Consider the following 12,347-nt stretch of genomic DNA (forward strand, 5'->3'; position numbering starts at 1 on the left):
AGGGCGAGCATGATCGACAAGCCGAAGAGGAAAATCGTCATTGCCGGTGGCGGCACCGCCGGCTGGATGGCCGCGGCTGCGCTCGCCCGGGCGCTCGGCGGCATCGCCGAAATCACGCTGGTCGAATCCGAAGATATCGGTACGGTCGGCGTCGGCGAGGCGACGATCCCGCAGATCAAGCTGTTCAACGCTGTCCTTGGTCTCGACGAAAACGAGTTCCTGAGAGCGACGCATGGCACGATGAAGCTCGGCATCGAGTTCGATGGCTGGGGCGCGCCGGGCGCCCGTTACATGCATGCCTTTGGCGGTATCGGCATGAGCCTCGGCATGACCACCTTTCATCAGTACTGGCTGCGGGCGCACAGAGAGGGGCGCGACGATGATCTCTGGCGCTATTCGCTCAACGCCCGCGCCGCGTATCGGAACAGCTTTTCCAGGCTGGATCGGGTCGGCACGACGCCTCTGCAGGGCCTGGCCTACGCTTTCCATTTCGATGCCGCTCGCTATGCCTGCACGCTGCGCCAGTATGCGGAGGATCGGGGGGTCAGCCGCAAGGAAGGCAGGATCATTGATGTGCCATTGGGCGAGGGCGGACATATCGCGGCACTCAGGCTCGATAGCGGCGAGGAGATTGGCGGCGATCTGTTCATCGACTGCACCGGCTTTCGTGCGGTGCTGATCGGGCAGGCGCTTGGCGCAGATTATGTCGACTGGACGCACTGGCTGCCGTGCGACCGCGCCGTCGCCGTGCCATCAGCGCCGCTGCCGGACCTGCCGCCCTATACCCGGGCACAGGCGCAAAGGGCCGGCTGGCAATGGCGTATCCCGCTGCAGCACCGTACCGGCAACGGCCATGTCTATTGCTCGGATTTTCTCAGCGATGACGAGGCTGCGGCGACACTGATCGCCAATCTGGAAACCGAAGCGCTGGGCGATCCGCGCCAGCTTGCCTTCACCACGGGACACCGGGAGACCTTCTGGAAAGGGAATTGCATCGCGCTGGGGCTCGCCGCAGGGTTCATGGAGCCGCTGGAATCGACCTCCATCCATCTTGTCCAGTCAGGCATCAGCAGGCTGATCAACATATTCCCGACAGAGACGATCGAGGCGGCCGACGTCGCGGAGTATAACCGGCAGACGGTCGAGGAATATCGGCATATCCGCGACTTCCTGATCCTGCATTATCATGCCAATGGGCGTTGCGGGGAAGCGTTCTGGGATCGCTGCCGCGCGATGCAGATACCGGAAAGCCTGCAGCGCAAATATGACCTCTTTCGCCACGCCGGCAGGTTCTTCCGCGAGGATGAGGAGCTGTTCACGCTGGATGGCTGGGTGCAGGTGATGATCGGGCAGGGGGTGATGCCCGACACCTATCATCCTTTGGCGGGCAGTCTTTCGTCGGCGCAGCTCGACGAGTTCAGGAACAATCTCGACAGCATCATCGCGCAGGCGGTCGCCGGCTTGCCACCGCACAGGGAATATATCGCGCAGCATTGTGCTGCACCCGGCATGGCGGCGCTTTAGGGCGGGGATGCCTTGCAATGCTGCTCGATGAAGTCGGCATGGCTTGGCATCGCCTCTGCCGCCTCGGCCATGACCTGCCTCAGGCCGGCGAGACGCGTTGCGGCGTCGACGGCGCGCAAATCGGCCAGCGTATCATAGCTCTCCGGCCAGATGTCCTGCCCGGTCAGGACCGCGAACCAGCTGGCATTCTGGAACAGCTCCAGCCCGTCAGAGACGAGCCGCCCCGACTTCCGGAAATGGTTGATCTTGTAGGCAAGCGTCCCGGGAATATCCATTGCGGCGCAGTGACGCCAGAACGGCGTGTCGTCCCTGCTGGTGGCCTTGTAATGCAGGATCAGGAAGTCGCGGATATACTCATATTCGCGCCTGGTCAGGCGGTTATATTCCTCCGCCAGCAGAGGGTTGTCATCCTTGCCGGGCAAGAGGGCGATCAGCCGGGTAATGCCGGTCTGGATCAGATGCAGGCTGGTCGATTCAAGCGGCTCCATGAACCCTGCGGCAAGGCCGATGGCGACGCAATTGCCATTCCAGAATTTCTTCCGGCAGCCCGTGGTGAACCGCAACAGGCGTGGATCGCCAGCGGGCGCACCATCGAGATTGGCCAACAGCGTACCTGTCGCTTCATCATCGCTGATATGCTCCGAGCAATAGACATGGCCATTGCCGGTGCGGTGCTGCAGCGGAATGCGCCATTGCCAGCCCGCCGTCCGGGCGGTCGAGCGCGTATACGGAATGAGCGGATCTGTCCGCGCGCAGGGCACTGCCACGGCCCGGTCGCAGGGCAGCCAGCGGGTCCAGTCGTCATAGCCGGTTTCCAGCGCCCCTTCGATCAGCAGGCCGCGAAAGCCGGAACAGTCGACGAAGAAATCGGCGGCGATCTCGGTGCCCTTGTCGAGGCTGACACTGTCAATCCTGCCACTCTCGCCGTCGCGGGTGACGTCGACCACCTTGCCCTCGTGGCGGACGACACCGCGCTGCTCGGCATAGGTCCGCAGAAATGATGCATAGAGACCGGCATCGAAATGATAGGCATAGTCGAATGTCGACTGGACCTGGCGCCGGTCGCGGGAGGGCGGGGCGAAGCGGTGGCGCCGTGCCGCGGCCCAGGCCATGGAATACTCGCCCATGTCACGGGTGTCGCCGCCGGCCCGGGCCTGCAGGAAATAATGATGGATCGGCACGGCATCGAAGTCGGCGCCATAGGGACCGAAGGGATGGAAATAGGCATGACCCTTGCGCGACCAGTCGACGAATTCGATGCCGAGCTTGAAGGAGCCTTGCGTGCTGGCGACGAATTCCGCCTCGCTGATCCCGAGTGTCTGGTTGAAGCGCTTTATCGGCGGGATCGTCGCTTCGCCGACGCCGACCGTGCCGATCTGTTCGGATTCTACCAGCGATATCCGGCAGCCGCCGCGCACCGCATTGGCGAGCGCCGCCGCCGTCATCCAGCCGGCCGAGCCGCCCCCGATAATGGCGATGTGGTCGAGCGGTGTTGCGGCTGCAGTCATCATGAAAGCCTTGTATCAGAACGCGTCCATGATGATCCTGTGCAGATGCTGGAGCAAGGCCTTTTGACAGATATCGCCCTGTTGGCAGCAACAAGAACCGGGTACTGAGGGACAGTCTCGAGGCCTTCGTCGATCTGTCCCTTGACAGTCGCGAGCAAGCCTGCCCGAACGTCGATCGCAGATCGCCTAGTCCTGTGTCGTTCCGGCGGTCTGCATCTCGCGGTAGAAGTCGGACAGGACATGAAAAGCCTGCTTGCGCTGGCCGGTTTCGGAGATAAGCCCCTTGCGGTTCCAGCCCTGCTGATACACCGGGTGCTGACGGCGCGGCGAGCGGAAATCCTTGAGGATCCATGGCGACATCCCCTTCAGGAACGGGATGTTCTCGCTCATTGCCAGTGTCGCACGGTAATAGTCAGCCTGGAAACTTTCCGAGAACTTTCGGCGGGCTTCCTCATCGGCGAAGCCGGCAAGGGCGCCGGCGCCGAATTCCGAAAAGATCATGGGCTTTTCATGGCGCGCTTCCCAGACGATGTCGTCGACGCCGTCGAGATCCGGGCCGCCATACCAGCCATTATACGTGTTGACCGCGAGGATATCGAGATCGTCCGCGAGAGGATCGTCGATCCAGCTGCGCATCGTGCCATTGTCAGTCGTGCTCTCGGTCAACAGGGCGGCGCTGACAAGACGGGTGTCATCCCTCTGGCGCACATCGGCAATGAGCTTGCGCAGGAAGCTGTTGCGGGCATCGCCGACGGGCGTCTCGTTGGCCACGCTCCAGATGATGATGGAAGCGCGGTTCATGTCGCGCATCATGTTCTCTGCCAGCATCATCCGCGCTTCGGCCAGCGTGTCGTCATTGTTCCAGTCTATCAGCCAGTAGACGGGGATCTCGCTCCACACGAGCAGGCCCATCTCATCGGCAAGGCGCGTCGTCAATTCGGAATGAGGATAATGGGCGAGGCGCACGAAATTGCCGTTCAGCCCGTCCTTTATCTCGGACAGGAGTGCCCGTATTGCCGGCTCGGTCATGATTCGCCCTGGATCCGACCCGAGCTCCTCTTCATGCATGCTGATACCGCGCAGGTAGATTGGCTCGCCGTTGAGCAGGATATCGGTGCCGCGCACCTCGATCGTGCGAAACCCGATTCGTTCCGGCAGGGTGTCGTCGCCCGCCGCGAAGGTGACATCATAAAGGGTCGGATTGTCGGGCGACCAGAGCGACAGGGTGTCGGGTGCCGCGATGCTGCCTTGCCACATGCCGTTGCGATCAGTGCGGCCGTCAAGTGTCAGGCCGAGAGACTCGATGGTCACGCTCACTGCCTGTCCGGCGGCACCGGGCCCGTCGAGAGCGAGTTCGGCCATGATCCGCCCGTCCCTGCCGAGCCAGGTGCGTGCCTCGTCTATGAAGGTTTCGGATGTATAGACCAGGCGGATGGGGCGCGTGAGGCCGCCATAGGTCTCCCAGTCGGTGACGGGCGGCGGCACGGTCTGGTCGGTGCGCTGGGCATCGACGCCGACGACCAGCAGGTTTTCGCCGTCCTCCAGCAGGTCGGTCACTTCAAACGCGAACGGGGTAAAGCCGCCATCGTGCCGGCCGACAAACTCGCCATTGAACCAGACGTGCGCCGTGTAATTCGCCGCGCCGAATCGCAGAAAGGCGCGTTCGTCGCCTTCGGGCGCCGCATCGAATTCGCGGGCATACCACATCAGCCCGTCATAATGGCGCAATTCGGGTGCATGATTGATCCATGAGCCGGGAAGGGTGACGATCTTTTCGCGCCGCATGTCATATTCATAGCGCGCGGTCGGGTTTTCGCGCGTCACCGCCTCGACATCGGTGGTCTCATAGCGCCGGTGGCCGAGGCCCGGTCCGTTCCCGTGAAAGCTTTTCAGCCCGTCGCGGTACGGGTCGATCGAATAGGTCCAGGCGCCCGTGAGGTCGATATGGTCGCGGCTGGCTGAATTCGTCAGAACAAGGTCCGGACCCGGCAGGTCGCCCGCTGCGCCAGCCGGAAATGCCGCCAGGCCGAAGAACAGCCCGGAGAGCGCCCCGGTGATAATTACGCCTGTCATTCTTCTTATCATTCTTGTCGCCCCTTGGTCAGATCAGGCAATCACCTTGGCGGCAGATGGATTCAGCTGTCAACTCGCCAGACTGCGATCTGCCTTGCGTGTGCCGGAGTTATATTGCGCCGCACACAAACTTGTTCGGCCCGATCGACGTGGTTTATAGTGATTTAAACCGGTATGGTTATCAGCATATAACACACTGTATCCTGCCTTGGCATAAAGCTCTGTTTGCAGATGATCGCATTGATATGCTGCATGAAAGCAACAATCCTGCAAATTTGACCTCTGTGGGGGTCAGGGGCATTGCACGGGCCTGCGAAGGCTGCTAACGCTAACAGGATAACAAGGGAGGAGTGCGCTCTCCGGCTTTCCGTGACGGCCGATCGCATGAACCTCTCGCAAGGGAAGTAAACGCCAAGCGCTTACCGCTCATATACCGCCGCAAGGCGGGGGTTTCCTTTCTGCAAAAGTTGTTTTGCAGGGCGGGAAAGTATTGTGCCGATAGCCGGAATGATCCGGATCGGTAGTGTTTTTGTATCTTTGCGATTTCCCCGTCGGGGAACGCTGGGAAGCAACCAAGGGAGGACTGAAAGTGAAAGAATTAGAACAAAAAAATCGTCTGCGTCGTACAGCGCTGATGGCTGGGGCATCCATGATGGTCATGGGCGCGTTTTCGCCAATGGCCATGGCTCAGGACGATGACCAGGCAGAAGGCGATGACGTCATCGTCGTGACCGGTATCCGCGCCTCGCTCGAGCGGGCAATGGACATCAAGCGTAATTCCGACGGTGTCGTCGACGCTATCTCTGCCGAAGACATCGGCAAGTTTCCGGACACCAACCTCGCCGAATCCCTTCAGCGGATCACCGGTGTTTCCATCGACCGGGTCAACGGCGAAGGCTCCGCCGTCACGGTGCGCGGCTTCGGGCCGGGCTTCAACCTGATCACCCTGAATGGCCGCACCCTGCCGACCGCTGAAGTCGGCGTCATCGGTGCACGCGGCAACTACAATGGCGGTGGCAGCCGCTCTTTCGACTTCTCGAACCTCGCCTCCGAAGGCGTGTCTTCGCTGGAAGTCTACAAGACCGGCCAGGCCGTTCTTCCGACCGGCGGCATTGGCGCGACGGTCAATATCAACACGCGCCGCCCGCTTGACGGCAACGGCACCATGGCGACCGTTCAGGGCAAGCTCATCAACGACACGAGTGTCGACGATGGTGACGAGCTGACTCCTGAACTGTCCGGTCTGGTCAACTGGGTCAACGATACCGGCAATTTCGGTATCGGCCTGTTCGGCTCCTATTCGAGACGTGATTCCGGGGCGCCGACCCAGCAAGTCAATGACTGGCTCGTCTTCGACCCGACGCTGGGCGATTCGCCGCTCAGCTCGAACGGTTCCTATGTTCGTAATCCGGGTACGACGCCCGTCGGCAATCCGCCTGCTGCGGATCAGGCCTATGCCATTGCACAGGACAGCCGTTACGACTTTTCCGACATAACGCGCGAGCGCATCAATGGTCAGCTGGTCGCTCAGTTCCGCCCGATCGAGACGCTGTCACTGACGGCCGACTACACCTTCGCGGTGAACGAGTCCGATGAGCTTCGCTATGAGCAGACCAACTGGTTCGCCACACCGATGGACGAGTTGATCTTCAACTCCGATGCGGTTGCCGCAGCCGTTTATGCCTATGAATTCAACGGTGGCACGAAGGATATCGGTTTCGAGCAGACCAACCGCGCCACGAAAGACACGCTGAATTCCTTCGGCTTCAATGCGGACTGGGAACTGAACGAACGGATGAGTGTCGTTCTCGATGCGCATACGTCCAAGGGTGAATCCGGCGGCAATAATCCGCTTGGCCACCTCGCCACCTTCACCGGCATCGGTGCACCGGTTATTCAGGAGCACTCTGTCGATTATCGCAGCGGATATCCGATCCAGACCTATACGATCGACGATAGCCAACGCGGCAACGGCAATGGCGTTCTTGACGCCGGCGACGTCGCCTCCCAGGTCTTCCGGTCCACATCCACGGCCATGGAGCATGAGGTTGACGAACTCGACCTGCGCTTCGTTTGGGATTTCGACAATTCCAGCCTGACAGTCGGCACGAATTATCGTGACACGGTCATGACCGTGGACACGTTGAACACGCAACAGGACCTCGGCTCCTGGGGCCTTGCCTTCCCGGGTGATGTCGAACAATACGCTCCAGGCCTTCTGGAAGAATATTGCCTGTCGTGCAAGTTCGACGATCTGCCGGTCGGTCAGGCCGAAACGGCATTCAAGGCAGACGCGGTTGATCTGTGGAACGCTCTGGTCCCGATCTACGAGGCCATGACGCCGCCTGCTGACAATCCTAATCGGTTCCGTATCAACCAAACACCGGGTTTCGATGAGGTTGAAGAGACGATCTTCTCCATGTTTGCCCAGTTTGCGATGGAAGCTGAATTGCTCGACCGTCCGGCGCGGATCAGTGCCGGTATCCGGTACGAGGAAACGGAAGTCTCCTCGGCGACGGTCCAGGCTGTTCCGTCAGGCTTCAACTGGCAGGCTGACAACGACTTCCTCGTCGAGCAGACTGGCGACACCCAGAACGTGTCCGGTGACGGATCCTACGATCACCTGCTGCCAAACGTCGACTTCCAGATGGATGTGCGGGACGACGTGGTATTGCGAGCCTCCTACAGCAAGACCATCGGTCGCCCGTCTTACACGAACCTGTACGCCTCGGTTGGTGCTGCTGCACCGAACCGGCCGACAGTTCTCGGCGGTCAGCTGACCGGTACGTCGCAGAACCCGGGTCTGCTCCCGCTTGAGTCGGACAATTTCGACGTCTCGCTCGAGTGGTACTATGACGATACCAGCTACATCTCGGCGGGTTACTTCAAGAAAGACACCAAGAACTTCGTCGGTACCGGTGTGGTTGAGCGCAACCTCTTCGGTATTCGCGACCAGACGGCCGGCGGTGCCGGCAGCCGGTCGGGCGAAGCCCTGGCGATTATCCAGGAGCTTGGTGCCGATCAGTCAGAGGCGAACCTGTTCACTCTGACAGCGTTGATCGACAACCGTGCATCCGTGGCTGCGGCCCGGGCCGAGTTCGAAGCCAACCTTGACGGTGGTACATTGCCGCAAGGCTATGTCGATGACATTCTCGCCGCCTTCGACGTTCGCTCGGACAGCAATGATCCGCTGGCTGTCTATTCGGTCGAACAACCGCTGAACGCTGATGAAGGCGTGATCGATGGCTGGGAACTTGCCTGGCAGCATTTCTTCGGAGATACCGGGTTCGGCCTCCAGGCCAACTATACCATCGTGGATGGCGACATCACGGCAGATCCGGCAGCTCCGAAGAACATCAACCAGTTTGCTCTTATCGGCCTGTCCGATACGGCCAACTTCACGGCGATCTACGAAAACTATGGCTGGTCGGCTCGTCTCGCCTATAACTGGCGTGATACCTTCCTGAGTGCCACGAACGAGGGTGGTGACCGTTCTGCGATCTACACGGAGGATTACGGTCAGTTCGACTTCAGCGTCAATTATGACGTAACCGAGCAACTCGCTGTGTCCTTCGAAGGGATCAACATTACTGGTGAGGACCAGCGTCAGTATCACCGCTATCCGGATCAGTTCTGGTATGGTTATGAACTGTCCCCGCGCTATGTTGTCGGTGCCCGCTACAACTTCTAATCCGGATGATCCGGCACCGGAATGCCGGTGCTGGGACATTCTTCACGAATCGGGAAAGGCCGCTGCTTGCAGCGGCCTTTTTCGCCGCATATACAGTTATCGCCAGTTTCTCTATACTGTCGGTATGACATCGCAGTCGCGGGGAGTGACCCGTGAACGTCCTGGCCGCAACAGAATGCACAGAGAGATGCTCTTATGCCCAACACGGCATTATTGAACAATATCGACCATAAAGACCTGAAGGTGATCACCCGCTATGGCGCCGAGTACGGCGACAGCGTCAATATTGCGCCGGTTTTCCCGACTGAATTCGTCGAGATCCAGCGCGATTATCCGATCCTCTTCCGCAAGGATGCCGAGGATCAGTGGCAAGCCATCGCCCTGCTGGGGCTTGACAGGAACGAGAACCTTTTTCTCAGGGAGAATGGAAGCTGGGATGCCCGCCACGTGCCGCTGATCCATCAGCGCGGGCCCTTCATGATCGGCTATAGCAAGGCGCCATCCGGTGAGCCGTCGGAGCCGATGATCCATGTGGATCTCGACAGCCGGCGTGTCAGTAAAACCGAGGGCCAGCCCGTATTTCTCGTGCATGGCGGCAATTCGCCTTACCTGGAGCGTGTCAGCACCATGTTGCAGGCAATTGATCGCGGTATTGGATACCTGCCGCAAATGTTTGCCGCGTTCGAGGAAGCTGGACTGATCGAGCCGATAAACATCGAAGTGCGCCTTGATCGCGAGACGGCTTACACCATTCCCGATTTCCACACTATCGATGAGGACAAGCTGACATCGCTCGATGCGCAGGCGCTTGAGAAGCTGCACAGGTCCGGCGCCCTGCGCCTTGCCTATATGGTGCTGAGTTCCCTGCCGAATATAAACCGGCTGATCGAGATGAAGAACGCCCTGCGTGCCCAGGGTATGTCCTGATTATCCGCAAGCGGAGCGATTTGAAATGGTCAAGATCGACAAGCGCACCGAAGAGATAACCGGCCTGACGGCCGAAACCATTCCCTATCGCGATCTGATGGCGGCAGGCAAACCGGCGCTTCTCAAGGGCGTCCTGCGCGATGTGCCGCTGGTGCAGGCGGGAAGGGACTCCGCCGCTGCTGCCGTCGATTACCTGATGCGGTTTTATTCCGGCAAGCCTGTTGTCGGGGCGCGGCAGCCCGCGGCCGAAGGCGGCAGGTTCTTCTATGACGAGACCGCAACGCGCCTGAACTTCACGGCCAGGCGCGAGGATCTGGGACAGTTCCTGGGCGATGTGCTGGAAACGCTGGGGCAGGAGGATGCCGACCATCTGTATATCGGCTCGACCGATCTCGAGACCTATTTGCCTGGCCTTCGTGATGAAAATGGCCTGGTACTGAACGATGAGATGTTCGAGCAGAACACGCTGACCGTCAGCATCTGGCTCGGCAACCACACGACAGCGACATGCCATTATGACATGTCCAACAACATGGCCTGCTGCATGGTCGGCAATCGGCGCTTCACCCTGTTCCCGCCGGACCAGATTGCCAATCTGTATCCCGGGCCGCTCGAGCCGACCCCCGGCGGGCAAGTGGTTTCAATGGTCGATTTCCGCAACCCCGATCATGACCGTTTCCCCGATTTCTCCAAGGCAGAGGCCGCCGGGCAAGTGGCTGAAATGGAACCGGGCGATGTCCTGTTCTATCCCTCCATGTGGTGGCACCATGTCGAGGCCTTGTCCGACTTCAACGCCATGGTCAATTACTGGTGGAACACCTCACCAGCCTTTATGGATACGCCGCAAAACACAATGCTGCACGCGCTGCTCAGTCTGCGCGACCGGCCGGTGCATGAAAAGCGCGGCTGGCAGGCGGTGTTCGATTATTATGTTTTCGGGCCGGCAGATCGGCCTGCGGCGCATCTGCCCGAAGAGGCCCAAGGCAATCTCGGGCCGATGGACGACATGAAGGCACGGCGCCTGAGGGCCATGCTTTTGCAAAAAATGAACAGGTAGTCCTTAAGGGGAAAGATCGAGGCAGGAGAATGGCGTGGAACATCGAGTAAGAAAAGTGGTCATTGCCGGCGGGGGAACCGCCGGATGGACGGTCGCAGCAGCACTCGGCAAAGTTCTCGGCACGCTGCTCGACGTGACCCTGGTCGAGTCCGACGATATCGGCACGGTCGGCGTGGGTGAGGCAACGATCCCGACGATGCGGACCTTCCATCACCTGTTGGGTATCGACGAGCGCGATTTCATGCGTGAGACCAACGCGACCTTCAAGCTCGGTATCGCGTTCGAGAACTGGGGCGAAGTCGGTGACCGCTATATCCACTCCTTCGGGACGGTCGGGCGCGGTAACTGGATGGGCGATTTCCAGAATCTCTGGCTCGAAGCGAGAGAGAAGGGGTTTGCCGGTGAGTTCGGGGAGTATTGCTTCGAACTGCAGGCCGCAGAGGCCGGCCGGTTTTACACCGGTGAGAAAGCGCCGACGAGCTATGCCTTTCATCTCGATGCAACCGCCTACGGACAATTTCTGCGGCGCTTCAGCGAACAGTACGGCGTCAGACGTCAGGAGGGAAAGATCGCGACGGTCGATCTCGATGGCGAGAGCGGTGATATTGCTGCCTTGGTGCTTGAGAGCGGGGAGCGGATCGAGGGCGATCTTTTCATCGACTGTACCGGCTTTCGCGGCCTGCTGATCGAGGACGCACTGAAGACCGGGTACGAAGACTGGACCCACTGGTTGCCGACGGATAGCGCGCTGGCGGTGCAGACGCAGTCCGTCGCAGAGCCGCTGACCTATACCCGCGCCATGGCACACGATGCTGGCTGGCAATGGCGCATCCCGCTGCAGCATCGTGTTGGCAACGGTCTCGTTTTTTGCAGCGAGTACCTGTCCGACGATGCCGCGAGGGACAGGCTTGCCGGAAATATCGAGGGCGAGCAACTGACGGAGCCGCGAATGATCCGCTATCGAACCGGCCGGCGCAAAAGCATGTGGACCCGGAACTGCGTTGCCCTCGGTCTGTCCTCCGGGTTCATCGAGCCGTTGGAATCCACCTCGATCCATTTGATCCAGATCGGCATTACGCGATTACTCAAATGCTTCCCGTTTGGCGGGATCAGCGAGCCGACCCGCGATCACTTCAACGAGCTGATGATCAAGGAACTTGAGTGCATTCGCGATTTCATCGTATTGCATTACAAGGCAACCGAGCGCGATGACAGCCCGTTCTGGCAGCGGTGCCGGGACATGGCTATTCCGGATAGTCTTGCCCATCGCATCGAGCTGTTCAGGCAATCAGCTCTCGTACATCCGGACCCGCACGACTTGTTCCGCGTCGATTCATGGCTGCAGGTGATGATGGGCCAGCGGATGATGCCGCAAGCTTGGCACCGCATGGGCGCGCTGATGACGGACGACCAGCTGCGCGGCACACTGGTGCGGATGAAAGAAAACATTACCAGGGCGGTTGGTCAGATGCCGACCCACCAGGCCTTTATCGAACGCTATTGCGCCAACGGTAGTACCAACGACGCCGTCATGCAGCGCGCATAAAGAAGCCGGGGACATGCCCCG

At 60.1% G+C, this 12,347-nt stretch carries 7 protein-coding genes; 5 read left to right on the forward strand and 2 right to left on the reverse strand.

All coding sequences use genetic code 11. The annotated features are described in order from the left end of the window. Nucleotides 1–9: 9 nt before the first annotated feature. Complete coding sequence (locus tag IEV88_RS01940) at nucleotides 10–1,524, forward strand: tryptophan halogenase family protein (protein WP_188159609.1); 1,515 nt, start codon at nucleotides 10–12, stop codon at nucleotides 1,522–1,524. Here the strand turns inward: IEV88_RS01940 and IEV88_RS01945 are convergent. Next, entirely contained in the window at nucleotides 1,521–3,032 is a 1,512-nt protein-coding gene (locus IEV88_RS01945; protein WP_188160511.1) for a tryptophan halogenase family protein, read from the reverse strand. The genes IEV88_RS01940 and IEV88_RS01945 overlap by 4 nt on opposite strands. 186 nt (nucleotides 3,033–3,218) lie before the next feature. Next, on the reverse strand, nucleotides 3,219–5,105 hold the full coding sequence (locus IEV88_RS01950; protein ID WP_188159610.1) for a glycoside hydrolase family 2 protein: 1,887 nt from the start codon (nucleotides 5,103–5,105) through the stop codon (nucleotides 3,219–3,221). A gap of 634 nt (nucleotides 5,106–5,739) precedes the next feature. Here IEV88_RS01950 and IEV88_RS01955 point away from each other — a divergent pair. From IEV88_RS01955 to IEV88_RS01970, 4 genes are all read left to right on the forward strand, one after another. Continuing rightward, the gene (locus IEV88_RS01955) at nucleotides 5,740–8,796 is read left to right on the forward strand and encodes a TonB-dependent receptor (protein WP_206711317.1); all 3,057 of its coding nucleotides are present in this window, start codon (nucleotides 5,740–5,742) and stop codon (nucleotides 8,794–8,796) included. A gap of 195 nt (nucleotides 8,797–8,991) precedes the next feature. After that, on the forward strand, nucleotides 8,992–9,723 hold the full coding sequence (locus IEV88_RS01960; RefSeq protein ID WP_188159611.1) for a SapC family protein: 732 nt from the start codon (nucleotides 8,992–8,994) through the stop codon (nucleotides 9,721–9,723). Between the two features lie 25 nt (nucleotides 9,724–9,748). Continuing rightward, on the forward strand, nucleotides 9,749–10,780 hold the full coding sequence (locus tag IEV88_RS01965; protein ID WP_188159612.1) for a cupin-like domain-containing protein: 1,032 nt from the start codon (nucleotides 9,749–9,751) through the stop codon (nucleotides 10,778–10,780). A 34-nt stretch (nucleotides 10,781–10,814) separates the two neighbouring features. Then, on the forward strand, nucleotides 10,815–12,326 hold the full coding sequence (locus IEV88_RS01970; RefSeq protein ID WP_188159613.1) for a tryptophan halogenase family protein: 1,512 nt from the start codon (nucleotides 10,815–10,817) through the stop codon (nucleotides 12,324–12,326). The last annotated feature ends 21 nt before the right edge of the window (nucleotides 12,327–12,347 follow it).

Source organism: Aquisalinus flavus, from assembly GCF_014640095.1.
Lineage (GTDB): Bacteria > Pseudomonadota > Alphaproteobacteria > Caulobacterales > Parvularculaceae > Aquisalinus > Aquisalinus flavus.

Excerpts from the sequence above, each read along its gene's own strand:
- IEV88_RS01945 (WP_188160511.1), bottom strand. The coding sequence starts at position 3,032 with ATGACTGCAGCCGCAACACCGCTCGACCACATCGCCATTATCGGGGGC.
- IEV88_RS01950 (WP_188159610.1), bottom strand. The coding sequence starts at position 5,105 with ATGACAGGCGTAATTATCACCGGGGCGCTCTCCGGGCTGTTCTTCGGC.
- IEV88_RS01965 (WP_188159612.1), top strand. The coding sequence starts at position 9,749 with ATGGTCAAGATCGACAAGCGCACCGAAGAGATAACCGGCCTGACGGCC.
- IEV88_RS01960 (WP_188159611.1), top strand. The coding sequence starts at position 8,992 with ATGCCCAACACGGCATTATTGAACAATATCGACCATAAAGACCTGAAG.
- IEV88_RS01955 (WP_206711317.1), top strand. The coding sequence starts at position 5,740 with ATGGCTGGGGCATCCATGATGGTCATGGGCGCGTTTTCGCCAATGGCC.
- IEV88_RS01940 (WP_188159609.1), top strand. The coding sequence starts at position 10 with ATGATCGACAAGCCGAAGAGGAAAATCGTCATTGCCGGTGGCGGCACC.